The 15,655-nt window shown below is 74.1% G+C and carries 13 protein-coding genes; 6 read left to right on the plus strand and 7 right to left on the minus strand.

Going from position 1 to position 15,655, the window contains the following annotated elements; all coding sequences use genetic code 11:
- Nucleotides 1–66: 66 nt before the first annotated feature.
- Nucleotides 67–1,002: a hypothetical protein gene (locus SSP29_RS59260; protein WP_150136365.1), complete on the minus strand. Its 936-nt coding sequence runs from the start codon at nucleotides 1,000–1,002 to the stop codon at nucleotides 67–69.
- Between the two features lie 409 nt (nucleotides 1,003–1,411).
- Here SSP29_RS59260 and SSP29_RS47900 point away from each other — a divergent pair, with 409 nt between their 5' ends.
- From SSP29_RS47900 to SSP29_RS47915, 4 genes are all read left to right on the plus strand, one after another.
- Nucleotides 1,412–4,459: an AfsR/SARP family transcriptional regulator gene (locus SSP29_RS47900; protein ID WP_089107306.1), complete on the plus strand. Its 3,048-nt coding sequence runs from the start codon at nucleotides 1,412–1,414 to the stop codon at nucleotides 4,457–4,459.
- Nucleotides 4,460–4,565: 106 nt separating this feature from the next.
- Nucleotides 4,566–5,231 (plus strand): M15 family metallopeptidase, encoded by a 666-nt coding sequence (locus SSP29_RS47905; RefSeq protein WP_089107307.1) that lies wholly within the window; start codon nucleotides 4,566–4,568, stop codon nucleotides 5,229–5,231.
- 52 nt (nucleotides 5,232–5,283) lie between these two features.
- The gene (locus tag SSP29_RS47910) at nucleotides 5,284–5,832 is read left to right on the plus strand and encodes an RNA polymerase sigma factor (protein WP_150136368.1); all 549 of its coding nucleotides are present in this window, start codon (nucleotides 5,284–5,286) and stop codon (nucleotides 5,830–5,832) included.
- Between the two features lie 147 nt (nucleotides 5,833–5,979).
- The gene (locus tag SSP29_RS47915; RefSeq protein ID WP_245883570.1) at nucleotides 5,980–7,056 is read left to right on the plus strand and encodes a C40 family peptidase; all 1,077 of its coding nucleotides are present in this window, start codon (nucleotides 5,980–5,982) and stop codon (nucleotides 7,054–7,056) included.
- A gap of 59 nt (nucleotides 7,057–7,115) precedes the next feature.
- Here SSP29_RS47915 and SSP29_RS47920 read toward each other — a convergent pair whose 3' ends face one another.
- Nucleotides 7,116–7,694: a PadR family transcriptional regulator gene (locus SSP29_RS47920; protein ID WP_089107309.1), complete on the minus strand. Its 579-nt coding sequence runs from the start codon at nucleotides 7,692–7,694 to the stop codon at nucleotides 7,116–7,118.
- Nucleotides 7,695–7,757: 63 nt separating this feature from the next.
- Here SSP29_RS47920 and SSP29_RS47925 point away from each other — a divergent pair, with 63 nt between their 5' ends.
- Entirely contained in the window at nucleotides 7,758–8,153 is a 396-nt protein-coding gene (locus tag SSP29_RS47925; RefSeq protein WP_089107323.1) for a nuclear transport factor 2 family protein, read from the plus strand.
- Nucleotides 8,154–8,237: 84 nt separating this feature from the next.
- Entirely contained in the window at nucleotides 8,238–8,990 is a 753-nt protein-coding gene (locus SSP29_RS47930) for a class I SAM-dependent methyltransferase (protein ID WP_145969066.1), read from the plus strand.
- On the opposite strand, the gene SSP29_RS47935 is transcribed toward SSP29_RS47930, so the two are convergent.
- From SSP29_RS47935 to SSP29_RS47955, 5 genes are all read right to left on the minus strand, one after another.
- The gene (locus SSP29_RS47935) at nucleotides 8,959–11,796 is read right to left on the minus strand and encodes an ATP-binding protein (RefSeq protein ID WP_089107311.1); all 2,838 of its coding nucleotides are present in this window, start codon (nucleotides 11,794–11,796) and stop codon (nucleotides 8,959–8,961) included. The two genes, SSP29_RS47930 and SSP29_RS47935, sit on opposite strands and share 32 nt — an antisense overlap.
- Before the next feature lie 140 nt (nucleotides 11,797–11,936).
- On the minus strand, nucleotides 11,937–12,533 hold the full coding sequence (locus SSP29_RS47940; RefSeq protein WP_089107312.1) for a TetR/AcrR family transcriptional regulator: 597 nt from the start codon (nucleotides 12,531–12,533) through the stop codon (nucleotides 11,937–11,939).
- Nucleotides 12,534–12,771: 238 nt separating this feature from the next.
- The gene (locus SSP29_RS47945) at nucleotides 12,772–13,377 is read right to left on the minus strand and encodes an Rv1733c family protein (RefSeq protein WP_089107313.1); all 606 of its coding nucleotides are present in this window, start codon (nucleotides 13,375–13,377) and stop codon (nucleotides 12,772–12,774) included.
- 143 nt (nucleotides 13,378–13,520) lie between these two features.
- On the minus strand, nucleotides 13,521–14,210 hold the full coding sequence (locus SSP29_RS47950; protein WP_089107324.1) for a CBS domain-containing protein: 690 nt from the start codon (nucleotides 14,208–14,210) through the stop codon (nucleotides 13,521–13,523).
- A gap of 154 nt (nucleotides 14,211–14,364) precedes the next feature.
- A partial coding sequence (locus SSP29_RS47955) for a sensor histidine kinase (RefSeq protein ID WP_089107314.1) occupies nucleotides 14,365–15,655 on the minus strand: 1,291 nt, incomplete at its 5' end.

Consider the following 15,655-nt stretch of genomic DNA (forward strand, 5'->3'; position numbering starts at 1 on the left):
CGGAGGCGGGTCGGTGTGGGAGAGGGCCGCGGCGGGCGCCGCGGAGTCATGGGGTGGCGGCAGGTGTCAGGTGCGGGCGGGCACGATCCGCTCGGCGCGCTCCAGCGCCCTGAGTCGCACCTGCCGGTAGACGTCCAGCCGGGCGCCGTACTCGCCGTCCAGCTGGGCCAGATAGTGAGCCTCGCGGTCCTGGCCCACGGACTTGAGGGAGACCTCGCGGGCGCAGGTGGCGTCGGCGACCGCGATCCGGGTCTCGGCGGCGAAGCTCCTGGCCTCCTCGGCCCGGGTCTGGACCGCGGGGTGCTCCCGGGTGGCCTGCCGGGCCGCGTCCGGGTCCCGGTAGGGGTGGCCGGCCCGCTTCATGCAGGCCGACCACGCGTGCACGGCGGCGGTGAACCGCCGGTCGTGCAGCAGCTTGCCGACGTAGAGCGGGCGCAGGTTGCTCGCCGTGGTGTCGAGCCGGAACCAGGTCTGCGGATCGCCGTACAGCCGCCGTTCCGCCTCGCCGTCGCAGCCGCCGGTCTGCTTGCGGACCTCGCCCCCGCCCGGGACGTCGGTACGCAGCAGTTCGGCCTGCCGGCCGCCGTCGAGAGCGGTGTCGTACGCGGCCTTCCGGGTGGCGGTGAGGCCCTTGCGGTAGGCGCTGTTGGGGTTGCGCAGCCGGGCGAGGTCCTCCTTCGCCGTGATCCGGCTGCCGTATCCGTAGGTACGGGCCCAGGCCACGTCGTCCTGGACGTAGCCGAGCGGCCTGCTCTCGGCCAGGCTCAGCGGGCGGTCCGTCCAGTAGCGGAACCCGTGGCGGGCCATGCACCGGGCGACCAGGCGCTGTTCGGCGTCCGAGACCTGCAGGTCCTCCGCGTAGGTGAGGTCGCGGAACCGGTGCGCGGCGGCGGGGGCCGAGCCGTCGCCGGACGCCCGGGAGCAGCCGGTGAGGGCGAGCGCGGCCACGGCGGCGACTGCGCTCAGCCGCGCGGCCCTTCGGCGGAAGGCGGTGCGCTTCATCGGGTCACTCCCTGGGCGTGCGGCGAACGGCTCGGTGCTTACGGGCCGTTGACGCCGCCGACGGGGCGTTCGTATGACATGCGGCCGCGAGGAATTTCCGGCGCCATGGATGCGCCACGGATTTCGCGGCGGATCCGGGTGCGCGGTCATACGAGGGCCGGCCGCCGCCCGTCTCCCGCACAGGGGCCGCTATGGCCACCCACAGAAACCAGCCAACTGCGGCAGGAGGGAGAACGGCTCCCGCAGCGCCGACGGGCCCAGGCCCCCGTTCGGTACCCCGGGCGTCGTGGCGGTTCCGTCCGACCGGTCGGACGGGACGGTTCCGGACACGACGGCCCGGCTGTCGCTCTGCCCGGACGGTGGCCGCCGATATCGTTGTCGCCATTCGCGGGGCGGCGATCGGGGACCGATGTTCGAAGTACGTCTGCTCGGCCCGGTGGAGGTCTGGGAGGGGGGCAGGCGGGCCCCGCTCGGCGGCTCCCGGCCGCTGGCCGTCCTCGCCGCTCTCGTCGTCCATCTGGGCGAGGTGATCTCCACCGAGCGCCTGGTGGACTTCGTCTGGGACGAGGAGGCACCGGCCACCGCGGGCGCCCTGGTCGCCACCCATGTCTCCGCCGTACGCCGGGCCCTGGCCCGGGTCGGCACGGCCGAGGTGATCCGCACCCGCCCCCCGGGCTACGTCGCCGAGCTCGCCGCGGACCGGGTCGACGCCCGCCGCTTCGAGGAACTCCTCGCCACCGGGCGGTCCCTGGGGCGCACGGAGGAGGCCGCCGACGTGCTCGCCGAGGCGCTCGGGCTGTGGCGCGGCCGGGAGGCGCTGGAGGGGCTCGGCCAGTCGTTCGCCCGGATCGAGGCGGCCCGGCTCGCGGAGCTGCGGCTGGTGGCCCAGGAGGAGTCCTTCGGGCTGGCCCTGGACCTGGACCGGGCGGACGGCACCATCGCTCCGCTGCTCGCCCATGTGGCCGCGCATCCGCTGCGGGAGCGGCCGCGCGGCCAGCTGATGACGGCCCTGTTCCGCACCGGCCGGGTCTCCGACGCCCTGCGCGTCTACCAGGAGGGCCGCGCGGTGCTCCGCGACGAACTCGGCATCGACCCGGGACCGGAGCTGCGGGCGGTGCACCAGGCCGTCCTCACCCATGACACCGGCGTGCTGGGCACCGGGCGGGCCAGCCGGCCGGTGCCGGCTCCCAGAAGCGGACGGACGCGCCCCGCGCCCTCCCATCTCCCGCCCGACATCGCCGACTTCGTGGGCCGGGCGGAGCAGGTCAAGTGGGCGACCGAGCTGCTGCGGGGCGTCGGCGACACCGGCCGGACCGCGCCGCCGATCGGGGTGATCTCCGGGCGCTCCGGCATCGGCAAGACGGCGCTCGCCGTGCACGTCGGCCATCGCACCGCCGACCTCTTCCCGGACGGCCGGCTGTTCGTGGACCTGCGGGCCGCCGACACCACCCCGCTGGAACCCGCCGACGCGCTGGCCCGGCTGCTGCGGGCGATGGGCGTCGACCCGGACACGCTGCCGTCCGGCGTCGAGGAGCTGACCGGCCTGTACCGCACGCACATCGGGCACCGGCGGACCCTGATCGTCCTGGACAACGCGGCCGGTGAGGCGCACCTGCGGCCGCTGCTCCCGCCGGGACCCGGTTCGGCGGTGCTGATCACCAGCCGCCGCCGGCTGGTGGCGCTGGAGGGCGCCGCCCATCTGGACCTCGCCGTCCCGGACGAGGCCGAGGCCCTCGACCTGCTGCGCCGGGTGGCCGGGGCGGGGCGGACCGGGGCGGAGCCGGAGCGGGCCGCCGAGATCGTCGCCCTGTGCGGGCGGCTGCCGCTCGCGGTGCGGATCGCCGGTGCCCGCCTGGCGGCCCGCCCGCACTGGGCGCCCGGCCGGCTCGCCGGACGGCTGCGCGACGAGCGCCGACGGCTCAACGAACTCAGCGCCGGGGACCTGGAGTTGCGCACCAGCCTGGAACTCGGCTACGCCGACCTCGCCCCGCAGGAGCGCCGGGCCCTGCGCCGCCTCGCCCTGCTGGACCTCCCGGACTTCGCGGCCTGGATCGCCGCTCCCCTGCTCGGCATAGGGACGGAGGAGGCCGAGGAGGCCGTCGAGCGGCTGGTGGACTGCCACTTCATCGACGTGATCGGCGTGGACGGCACCGGCCTCGCCCGCTACCGCATCCACGACCTCGCCCGCGAACACGCCCGCGAGCGCTGCCTCGTCGAGGAGAGCGCCGAGGACCGCGTCGCCGCGGTGCTGCGGCTGGCCGCGAGCTGGCTGGACCTCGCCCGGAAGGCCGCCGCCCGGGGTCCCGGCGGCGCAGCCCGCCACTTCCCCGAACCGGCCGCCGTCCGACCGCTCGACCCGGAGACCGAGGAGGCGCTCCTCGCCCGGCCCGCGGCCTGGTTCGCCGCCGAGCAGGCCGGGCTGCTGGCCGCCGTGACGCACTGCGCCGACCACGGCATGGCACGCACCGCACGTGATCTCGCCGGGGCGCTGATCGCGAGTTCGGCCGCGCTGTACAACCAGTTCGACGCCTGGTCCCGCGCGCACACGGCGGCCATGGCGGCGGTGCGGCGCGGCGGGGACGTGGAGGGCGAGGCGTGGCTGCTCGCCGGGCTCGGCCAGCTCCGTTACGAGCAGGACCGTTTCGAGGACTCGTACAGCTACTTCGCGGACGCGCTGCGGCTGTTCGGGGAGCAGGTGCCGGACGGGTCGGCCGTGGCACTCGCCGGGATGGGCACCGCCCGCCGCGAACAGGCCCGCTACGCCGAGGCGTTGGAGCTGCTGGAGGCCGCGCTGGAGCGGTACGGCGACACGGGCGACGTCGGCGCCCGGGCGGGGGTGCTGTACGGCATCGGGTATGTGCACCTCGAACAGGGGCACGGCGCACGGGCCCGGGCGGCGCTGTCCGGGGCCCTCGCGCTGTACCGGGCCGCTGCCGACCTGCACGGCGAGGGGCTCACCCTGCGCCTGCTGGCCCTGTGCGACCGGGCCGAGGGACAGTACGCCGGCGCCGAAAGCCTGCTCCGCGACGCGCTGCGGCTCTTCACCGGCCTGCACGACACCTTCGGCGTGATGTACACCGAACAGGCGCTGGCCAAGGTGGAGTTGCGCACCGGGCGGACGGCGGAGGCGGGCCGGCGGCTGGCCCGTTGCCTGGCGGTGGCCCGGGAGCGCCAGGACCGGTTCGGCGAGGCGCTGGTGCTGCGCACGCTCGGGGAGCTGCGGCTGGCGGCCGGGGACACCGACGGGGCCCGGGAGCCGCTGGAGCTGGCGGCGGCCCTCTGGGCGGAGCTGGGACTGCCGCTGTGGCGGGCCCGCACGCTGTGGGACCTGACCGCGGTGTGGTCGGCGGACGGCGAGACGGAACGGGCCCTGGCGGCACGGGCGGAGGCGCTGGAGGTGTTCCGGTCGCTGGGCGGCCGGGAGGCGCGGGAGCGGGCGGGCGACGAGGTGCCGTAGCCGGTTCTCGGGCGCGCGGAGTCCGACTGCGGCTGCAGAAGCCCTGGTGACGCGCTTGCAGGGAAGCTGCAGAGCAATTGCAGGGGGTCCGGGCACGCTGTTCTGCGTGACGGACATCATCACGCTCTCCGACTCCCGGGTCGCCGAGGTCACCGAGCAGGAGTGCGGTGAACCACTGGTCGATCTGCGGGAGACACCCGGCCTGCGGATCGACCTGCGCCAGGCCGACGCCGACGGCAGCTACGCGCACCTGCGCCTCGGGGCGCTGCGCAGGCTGCTGCAGGCCCAGTCCCTGCTGCCCGCCGGGATCCGGTTCCTGGTGGTCGAGGGGTTCCGGCCGCCCGACCTGCAGCGCCGCTACTTCGAGCAGTACGCGGCGACCCTGCGCGCGGCGCACCCCGACGCCGGTCCGGACCGGATCCGCGAGCTGGCCAGCGCCTACATCTCCCCGCCGGAGGTGGCCCCGCACGTGAGCGGCGGGGCGGTGGACCTGACCCTGTGCACCGCCGACGGCACCGAGCTGCCGCTGGGCACGGAGGTCAACGCCACCCCGGAGGAGAGCGCGGGCGCCTGCCGTACCGGGGCGCCGAACGTCGGCGCCGAGGCGCGCGCCAACCGGGTGCTGATGGGCCGGGCGCTGACCACGGCCGGCTTCGTCAACTACCCCACGGAGTGGTGGCACTGGTCCTACGGCGACCGGTACTGGGCCCTGCTGAGCGGGGCGCCGGCCGCCCGCTACGGACCCGCCGCCACGCCCGTCCGGCCCGCCTGACCGACGGACCGGACATCTCGCCCGCACCACCGACGACCAACGGGGGACGACCATGGAAAACCACGGCGGCACGTGTACGCGGGACCCGCGCGACGATGCGGACGACGCCTTCGAGCCCATGAGCCCGGACGAGTTCGACGCCGGCTTCACCGCCGACATGCCCAGACTGCGCAGACGGCTGCTCGCCCTGACCGGCAATCCGCACGACGCCGACGACCTCCTCCAGGAGACGTACCTGCGGCTCTCCCGGCGGGCCCGGGCCAGGAACCTGACGCCCCAGCAGCATCCGTACGCCTACACCTGCACGGTCGCCCTGAACCTGCTGCGCGACTCCTGGCTGCACCCCTCCCGCCGGGAGCGCACCACGGACCGGCTGCCGGAGGCCGGCTGGGACGGCGGCCTCGGCACCTACGAGGCCTCGGCCACCGCCCTCGCGCTGCTGAGCGTGCTCTCGCCGAAGGAGGCGGCCGCGGTGATCCTCGTCGACCTGGAGGGGCTCACCCACGACACGGCCGGGGAACGGCTCGGCGCCCATCGCGGCACCGTCCAGCGCAACCGCATGCGGGCGCTGGCCAAGATGCGCGCGGCGCTGGCCGGTTGAGCTCCGGGTGCCGCGCCCCGACGGGGGTGGGGCGCGGCACCCGGTGGATCCGCCCGACCCCCGCACCCGGCTCCACGTCGACGAAGGATGTACATCTTGAACCTCATCACGCCTGCCAGGACGCTCGCGGCGGTCGCGGCCCTGGCGATGGCCCCGCTGCTTCCCGTCACCGCGCATGCCGCGGCCCAGGACACCTCGTGCGGTGTGCTGGCCTCCGGCGCCTCGGCCACCGCGCAGGCCGCCGTCGCGGCGGCCTGCTCCCAGATCGGCGTCTGGTACAGCTGGGGCGGCGGCCACGGCGCCACGCCCGGGGCCACGTACGGCTACTACGACGGCTCCGACCCGGACAGCCTGCACGACAACGAGCGCATGGGTTTCGACTGTTCGGGCCTGATGCGGTACGCCTACTACCGGGCGACCGGCTCGGACCTGCTCAACGGCACCGCCGACGACCAGTTCCACAGCCCGCACGCCTCGGCGCGCTTCTCGGCGGGCCAGGGCACCGCTCCCCTGGTCCCCGGTGACCTGATGTTCTGGGGCAGCGGGTACATCCACCACGTCGCCATGTACCTGGGCGCGGGGCAGATGGTCGAGGCGTACGAGTCGGGCACCCACATCCGGGTGACCCCGGTCCGCACGGGCGGCGACTACGCCGGCGCGATCCGCATCAACCCGTCCGGCACGCCGGTGCCGCCGCCGGCGAACGGCGGTTCGACGTTCCAGACCTGGGGCACGGGGGTGCACACGCACTCCACGCCGAGCGTGCACGCCTCGGTCGTCGACACCTTCGCCGGACCCACGCAGGTCTCCGTCCAGTGCCAGGAGCACGCGGAGGAGGTGAGTGCCGAGGGCTACACCAACGACATCTGGGCCAAGCTGGCCGACGGCTCCTGGATGACCAACATCTACATCAAGGGCCCGGCCGAGCTGCCCGGCATCCCGGACTGCGGCGGCGACAACCCGCCGCCGCCGAGCGGGGGCAGCACGGCGTTCCAGACCTGGGGCACGGGCGTGCGCACGCACAGCGAGCCGAACGTGAACGCCGGTGTCGTGGACTACTTCGCGCAGCCGACGACGGTCAACGTGGTCTGCCAGGCGCACGCCCAGACGGTCACCGCCGAGGGCTACACCAACGACGCCTGGTCCAAGCTGACCAACGGCGCGTGGATGACGAACATCTACATCAAGGGCCCGGCCTGGCTGCCGGGGGTCGCGACCTGCTGACCCGGGTACGGCCACGGGGTGCCCGACGAGTCGGGCACCCCGTCTCTCTGCCTGGAGTCCTACTCACTTTGTTGGTTATGAACGGCCGCCCGCTGTCCGAGTCTGCGCAGCGCCAGCTCTCCCCACTGGAGGTTCTCCCGTTCGAAGGACATCCCGCGCAGCAGGGTGAGGTACGGGCCGATGCGCTCCGCCTCGGCGAAGTACGCCTCCTCCGAGCGGCCGGCGAGCAGGCGCTGCCGGATCCGTTCGTAGCGGACCAGTTTGGCGGTGGCCCACTCCATGCGCTCGGCGACGGCGGTGCGGACCGCGTCGAGGTCGCCCGCGTCCGCGCACTGCACCTTGACCAGCAGTTCGTCACGGACCACGGACGGCCGCGCCGGTGGCTCGGCCGTGTACGCGCGGACCGCGTCCCGTCCGGCCCGGGTGAGGGAGAACAGCCGTTTGTTGGGGCGGCGTTCCTGCTCGACGACGCGGGCGGTGACCAGCCCCTCGGTCTCCATGCGCTCCAGTTCGCGGTAGAGCTGCTGGGGCGTCGCCGTCCAGAAGTTGGCGACCGTCGCGTCGAATCCCTTGGCGAGGTCGTATCCGGAGGCCTCGCCCTCCAGGAGGGCGGCCATCACCGCGTTCCGCAGAGCCATGGGTGCACGCTAGCATGCACCTACTCAACTTTTTGACTATGTGAGGTGGATCCCATGCACCCCGTGCACCCCTTCCGTGAGGCCGTCGAGAACCACGACATGGACGCCGTGGCCGCCCTGCTGTCCGACGACGTCGTCTTCACCAGCCCGGTCGTGTTCAAGCCGTACCCGGGCAAGCCGATCACGGCCGCGATCCTGCGGGCGGTGTCGCAGGTGTTCGAGGACTTCGCCTACGTACGGGAGATCGCCAACCCGGACGGCCGCGACCACGCCCTCGTGTTCACGGCGACGGTCGCCGGCAAGAAGCTCCAGGGCTGCGACTTCCTGCACTTCGACGAGGACGGGAAGATCGACGAGTTCACGGTGATGGTGCGCCCCTTGTCGGCCGCGCAGGCGCTGTCCGAGGCGATGGGTGCCCGGTTCGAGCAGATCGCCCAGGAGGCCGCCGCCGCCCGCTGACCCCGGCAAAAGCGGCGGGCCCGGCTCCCGGATCGCCCGATCGAGGGACTGGTGGGGCCGGGCGCCGGCCACAAGACTCGGGCCATGACCGCTTCCTCCGACCGGCCGCAGGCGCTCGCCTGGGACACCCCCGCGGCGGCGGCCGCCTACCGCGACCGTGACATGCGGCTGGCCCGGCAGCTGATCTTCCCCGCGGTCCTGGACCGGGTCGGCACTCCCCCGTACCCCGGCGCGGCCGTCCTCGACATCGGCTGCGGCACCGGCGCCCTGGCCCTGGAGCTCGCCGACGCCGGCGGCTGGTCGGTGCAGGGTGTCGACCCCTCGGCGCACATGCTGGACATCGCCCGCACCGACCGCCCCCACCCGCGCGTCGACTACCGCCTCTTCGACGGCCGTTCGCTGGCCTGGATCCCGGACGGCACCGTCGACGCGGCCGTCTGCTGCCTGGTCTACTGCACCGACCCCGACGACCTGCGGCTGGCCGCGCTGACCGCCGAGATCCACCGGGTGCTCCGGCCCGGCGCCCCCTATGTCCTCGCGGACCTCAACCCGGGCGCGGTGGGGGAACAGTTCGCCACGCTCCGGTACGGCGAGCCCGGCGCGTCCTACGCGGAGGGGGCGCCCGTGCCCACCGAGCTGCGCCGGCTCGACGGCGGCTGCGTCACGACCGTCTGCCACTACCGCTCCCTGTCCGCCTACACCGCCCTGCTCACCGGGGCCGGTTTCGGCGCGCCCGCCACCGACACCCCCGCCGTGACCGGGCCCGACCGGGCGGCCGGGCCGGGCCGGGCCCCGTACCTGCTGCTCAGTACCGCCCGTCCCGGGGCAGGCCGGTGAGCGCGTCGCGCAGCCCGGCGCGGGAGGAGACGCCGAGTTTCGGGAAGGCGCTGCTCAGGTGCGCTGCCACCGTGCGGGGCGAGAGGGAGAGCCGGGCGGCGATCTGCTTGTTGGTCAGCCCGGTCGCGGCCAGCTCGGCCGCCTGCAGTTCCTGCGGGGTGAGCAGGGCCGGGCGGTCCGCACCGGACGCCGTGCCGGGAACGGCGATGCCGCTGGCCCGCAGTTCGTTCGCGGCCCGTGCGGCCCAGGGTGCGGCGCCCAGGCGCTGGAAGGTGGTGAGCGCGGCGTCGAGATGGACCCGGGCCACCCGTCCGGCCCTGGCCCTGCGCAGCCGTTCGCCGTAGAGCAGGCGGATCCGTGCCCATTCGAAGGGCCAGCGCTGGGCGTCCGGGGTGGCGATGGCACTCTCGAACAGGTCGTGGGCGACGACGTCCGGGGTGGCGGCGGCGCGGGCGGCGGCGGTCAGCATCGCCAGGCGGGGCGAGAGGGCGGGGATCCGGGTCTCGTCGACCGCGGCCACGTGGGCGGCGGCCTCCGCGTGGCGGCCGGTGCGGGCCGCGGTCTCGGCGAAGTCCAGGAAGAACCAGAGGGCATGGGGCTGGTACGGCGGCAGCTCGCCCGGGGTGACGACCGTCGCCAGGTGCCGGTACGCGCCCTCGAAGTCGGCGCTGCCGAGCGCGCACATCGCCCTGATGTGGGCGGCGTACAGGCCCAGCGTGTCCAGTCTCCGCGGGGCGCCCCAGGACACGAGGCGGTCGGCGACGGTCAGCGCGGTGCGGGTGTCGCCCCGGGCGGCGGCCAGCACGCCCCGCAGGTACCGGCAGGGCTGCGCCGTGAGCCGGTAGCTGTGCCGGTCGCACCAGCGCAGCCCCTCCTCGGTCAGTTCCGGTATGTCGTCCCACTGTCCGGAGTAGTAGGCGTCGTTGGCCAGCATGAAGCTCGCCTCGATCGCGGCGGCGACGGCTCCTCCGTCGCGGCCGCTGTCGACGACCCGGCGCAGGGCGACGCGGCAGCCGGGCAGGCGGTCGACGAAGGTGGCGGCGGCAGCCACCCCGATGACCCGTCTGAGGTCGGTCTCGCCGTCCAGGCCCGCGACGAGGCCGTCGAGCGTGTCCAGCACGGGCAGTGCCGCGTGCACGGGATCACCGAGGGCGCCGCGGAGCACCGGCAGCAGCGGCTCGGAGCCCGCCGACGGGGTGTCGCGCACCGCGTCGTCGAAGGTCCGCCACAGCTCCGGCCGGCCGCTGTAGAAGCACACCCGGACCAGGGTGAGCACCGCTTCGTGCAGGACGTCGGTGCTGAACCGGTTCTGCGGATTCCTGCCGCCGATCGCGCCGACGAGGAGTTTGTGAGCGGTGTCGGCGTCGCCCTCTCCGTTGACGAGCTGGCTGGCCGCGGCGGTCGCGGCGGCCAGTGAGTCGGGGTCCGTGGGATCGGCGAGCGCGGCGTCGGCCAGCAGGGCGCGTACGTTGCGCAGGTCGCCGGTGATGTTGGCGCCCAGGCAGGCCGCCTCGGTCAGCATCCTGGCCTTCGCCGCCCCGTCGAGGCTCAGCTCGGAGGCGCGCAGCAGGGTGGTGATGGCGCCGACGGCGTCACCGCGGCCCAGGGTGCGGTGGGCGACCTCGTACAAGAGGCCGGCCACCTCGTCGTCCGGCCCGATCGTGGCGTCGGCCAGATGGCGGGCGCGGTGTTCGGATCCCTCCGGGAACTCGCGGGCCAGGGCCAGGTGCCCGCGCCTGCGTTCGGCGCTCGTCGACAGCTCCAGGACCGCGGACCGGGTCAGCGGATGCCGGAAGACGAGCCGGCCCGACGCGGCGTCCACCCGCACCAGGCCCGCCTTCTCGGCGGGGGCGAGTGCGGCCGGGGCGTCGCCGCCCCCGGCCCGTCGCAGGATGCCCAGGTCGCCGGAGCCGTCGAGGACGGCGAGCAGCAGCAGTTCGCGCGCCGGTTCCGGCAGGGCGCCGACCCGGACGCCGTAGATCTTCTGCAGCCGGTCGGTGAGGGGCAGCGCGGCCGGCAGCGGCCCGCGGTCCGTCAGCTGGGCCTCGTCGAGGGTGGCCGGCAGTTCGAGCAGGGCGAGCGGGTTGCCGGCGGCCTCGGTGACCAGCCGTCGGCGGACCCTCGGCGTCATAGCCGGGAACCGCTCCGTGACCAGCCGGTGCGCGGACTCCGCGTCCAGCGGCCGGACCTCGTGGGTGGGCAGGCCGGTGCCGCTCAGGTAGGACTCGTCGCCGGTCCGGGAGGCGGCCAGCAGGGCCAGCGGGCTGGTGCGGATGTGGCGGGCGAGGTTCGCCAGGACGACCGCGCTGGGACGGTCGAGCCAGGTCACCTGGTCGACGACCAGCGCGACGGGCCCGGCCGCGGCCGCGGTCCGGGACAGCAGGGTGCGGACGGCACCGGCGACGGCGAGGAGTTCGGCCGGCTGCTCGTCGGACAGGCCGAGGGCCGCCCGGAGCGTCCTCGCCTGGCGTGCGGGCAGTGCGGACATCTCGTCCGTCAGCGGCTGGAGCATCTGGTGCAGGGCCGAGAAGCTGACGCTCTCCTCGAAGGGCGAGCCCACCACCCTGACGACCCGGAAGCCCCGCTCGCCGGCCCGCCCCGCCGCGGCGTCCAGCAGGGCGCTCTTGCCCACGCCCGCGTCCCCGGTCAGCATCAGCGCGGCACCCCGGGTGGCGGCGGAGGCGAGGAACCCGTCGAGGAGGGCCAGTTCCGCCGACCGCCCGACCAGGCGGACGCCCGGACCCGTAGCGGTCCCGGCAGCGAGGTGTGCGGAGCCTTCTCCGGCCGGAGTTGCGAGGGATGTCATGGAGCTTCCCGTCGTGTCGAGTCGGTTCGGAACGGCGGCCCGACGCCGGTCGGGGGTTTTCGACGAGGTATTCAGCGGTGAATTCGACCAGCGGTGCGACGCGGGAGGAGTGCGGGGCGGCTCCTTCGCACGGCCGCGGCTCAGGTCGGCGGGGTCGCCGCCGCGCCCGCGACCGTGATGTCGGCGATCCGCTCCAGGTAACGGCTGTCGACGGGCTGACGGGTCAGCAGCAGCCTGAAATGGATCGGCGAGACGAACAGTTCCAGCAGCGTGCGGCTGTCGACGTGGGCGGGGAGTTCACCCCGGGCCCTGGCGCGTTCCATCATGACCTCGGCGCCGGTGAGACGGTTCTCCCAGAACTCGTGCCGGGTCCGGGCGGCGTCGGCGTCGTCCACGTGGGCGGCGAAGCCCCGGACCAGTGCCGAACCCAGCGGAGAGGTTCCGCGGCCGACGATCTTCTGCCCCAGGGCGACCAGGTCCCCGCGCAGTGAACCCGTGTCGGGGACGGCGAGCAGTTCGGAGCTGAGCTCGATCATCGAGTCGAGGACGAGCCGTTCGCGGGTCTTCCAGCGCCGGTAGATCGAGGTCTCGTGGACCCCGGCACGCGCGGCCACCTCGGCGATGGTCAGTTTCTCGGGGCCCGACTCCGCGAGCAGTTCGACGGTGGCCGCCGTGACGGCGGAGCGGACCTTGGCACTGCGGCCGCCGGGACGCCGGCGCACCGGGTCGGTGGTCATGGAGGACACCTTAACGCAAGAGTTTTGCGTTTGCTTCCTAGCGATCTCCGACCCTGCCCGACGCGGGGCCGCACACACCGGACCGCCCCCCTCGGAGACCCGGGGGCGGTCGGCGGCGGTGCGGCGTCAGAAGCCTTCGGGCTTGGCCGTCGGTGCTCGTACGGCTACGTTCCTTCCCGGGGCCCGGACGGGCCGTCACCGTCGGGGCGGGGCGGATGTCAGGTCCCGTCTCCTGCCGTCATCCCTTGCCGCCGCTGAAGTTCCGCCACTGGGGCCCGATCTGCCGCCATTCCGCGTCCCATTCGGCGAGGCGGCGCCGTATCAGCTGCCGGCGGACCACCCATCCGCCGCCCCACACCGCGGTGGCGACGAGCGGGGCCACGAGGAAGGCGGTCGCCAAGGAGTCGCAGGCGACCTCGGCCCCGCTCGGCGGCGGGCCGACCAGCTGTCCACCGTGGTTCACCCACACCTGCAGCCGACTGCCCGCCTTGGCCGTGGGCGGGGCCTTGGCCAGGCCGGTGCGGGTGGAGCCGTCCGCGGCCCTCCAGCGCACGGTGACCCACGACTTCCCCACGTCGTAGCCGGCGAAGACGGGCGAGCCTTTCGCCGCGTTCTCGGTCAGCCGGGCCGAAACCGAGTGGGTGGCGGCACGTCGGTCGGCGAAGCCGCGGTGCACGGCCGCGCCGGCCGCCCCTCCGGCGAGCAGCCCGCCGAGGAGTGCCACGGTCCAGACGGCGAGCACGATCCAGGCTTCCACGACGTCGCTGTGGCGCCGCAGCGGATTGTGCCGCCAGCGCCAGAGCGGTCTTCTCCTGGTCACGCGTACGCGACGCGTCCTGCTCATGGTCCGGCGCCTCCTTCCGAAGTCCGGGGTCCGAAGTCCGGGGTCCGAAGTCCGAAGTCCGGGGTCCGAGGTCCGAGGTCCGAGGTCCGAGGTCCGAGGTCCGGGGTCCGAGGTCCGGGGCGTACCGCCGCGGGCGGCCGGGCTCAGGCCGGTGGGGCGGGCTGCGGGTCGGGAAGATCGGGGTCCAGGTCCGGTCGGCGGGGCGGACCCGCGAGCGCGCAGTCCACGGCGACCACGCCGTCGACGCCCCGCACCCACCCGGTGGCCACCGGCACCAGTGCGGTGTCCGGGACGCGGCCGGTGAGGGTGACGACGCCGTCGCGGACCCGCACGCGCACCGGTTCGGCCGAGTCGGGGAAGAGGTGCGGGACGATCTCGCGCCGGATCTCCTCGGCGATGTCCTCGTCGTCCCGCAGGAACACCTTCAGCAGGTCGGCTCGGCTCACGACGCCCCGCAACAGACCGTCCGCGTCGACCACCGGAAGCCGTTTGACGCCGTGCCGGGCCATCGTGCGCGCGGCCTCGGGCAGCGTGGCCCCGGGGTGGACGGTGATGGCCGGGACGGTCATCAGCTCCTCGGCGGTGACCGCCCTGGCTTTGGTCCGGTCCGGCTCCGGCGGACGGCCGGGCGCGTCGGCGCGGGCCTGCTCCTTGCGCAGCAGGTCGGCCTCCGAGACGACACCGACGACGCGGCCGTGGTCGTCGAGGACGGGGGCCGCGCTCACCTGCCACTGCTGCATGGCCTTCACGATGTCTTTGAAGGCCGCGCCGTGGCGCAGGGCGAGGACGGTGTGGGTCATCACGTCGCTCACGACGTGTGGAGTGCCGGTCATGGCGACCTCCAGGGTTCGGTTGCCGTGGTCCGACACCCTCAGAATCGTTCATCCGTGCCCTGCGGGCATGGGCCGAACGGTCCCGTTCCCGGTCCCGGCCCTCCCGGGACCGGGCAGCCGGGGCGGCGAGCCGGGCGGTGCGGGCAATTCGACGCTACGGCTTCGTCACCGGTACCCGCCACACCAGCGTCGTACCGCCGCCCGAGGGACCCCCGGGCCCCTCGGGCTCCTCGGGGCAGGTCCAGTCCAGGCTGCCGCCGAGTTCCGCCGCCCGCTCCGCCATGTTGCGCAGCCCGCTGCGACGGCCGTCGGACGGGATACCGACGCCGTTGTCCCGGACAGTCAGGACCAGCTCCCGCCCGTCCGTCACCAGAACGATCTCCGCCCGGCCCGCACAGGCATGCCGGGCCACATTGGTCAGCGCCTCCGACAGCACCGCGACCACATGATCGGCGACCTCCTTGGGCACATCGGTGTCGATCAGCCCCTCCATCCGCAGACTCGGCGCGAACCCCAGCGCCGGAGCCGCCTCACCCGCCACCCGCACCACACGCGCCCGCAACCCCCCACCGGCACCACCCTCCCGGGCCCGCAACCCGAAAATGGTCGACCTGATGATCTTGATCGTCTCGTCCAGATCATCCACCGCCCGCAACACCCGCTCGGACGCCTCCGAATGCTCGATGAAACGCCCCGCACTCTGCAACGTCATCCCGGTGGCGAACAACCGCTGGATCGCCAGATCATGCAGATCCCGGGCGATCCGGTCACGGTCCTTCAGCACCGCGACCTCCTCCGCATCCCGCCGCCGCTCCGCCAGCTCCATCGCAATCGCCGCCTGAGCCGCGAAAACCTGCAACGGCTCAGTCTCCTTCACCGCGAACAACGGCTGCCCCACCTCACGCGCCAACAGCACCACACCACGCACCCCCGTCCCACCCGTGCCGATCGGAATCGCCACCGCCGGACCCAGCCCCTCAAAGCGCGGCGGCTCGGGCGAGACCCGCTCGTCCTGGCCCACGTCTGCGCTCGTCACCGCCGCACCCTGCGAGAACGCCAGGCCCATCAGCGTCCTGTCCATGGCCAGCGCCAGCCCCCGATGGGCGTCCGCGTCCATACCCACCGCGATCTCCACCGTGAGCGAACCGGTGTCCGCCATCGGCGTCGCGACCGCCGCCAGCGCCGAGCCCGTGATCTCCCTGGCCTGCTCCGCGATCAGCCCGAGAGCCTCCCCACTCGCACTCCCGGACATCAGACTGTTCGTGATCTCCGCACTCGCCCGCAGCCAGCGCTCACGCAGCCGCGACTCCTCATACAACCGGGCATTGTCGATCGCCACACCAGCCGCCACAGCCAGCGTCGACGTCACCGACACATCCTCCTCGTCGAACTGGCCACCACCCCGCTTCTCCGTCAGATAAAGATTGCCGAAGACCTGGTCACGA

The sequence above is a fragment of the Streptomyces hyaluromycini genome (assembly GCF_002217755.1).
In the GTDB taxonomy this organism is placed as follows: domain Bacteria; phylum Actinomycetota; class Actinomycetes; order Streptomycetales; family Streptomycetaceae; genus Streptomyces; species Streptomyces hyaluromycini.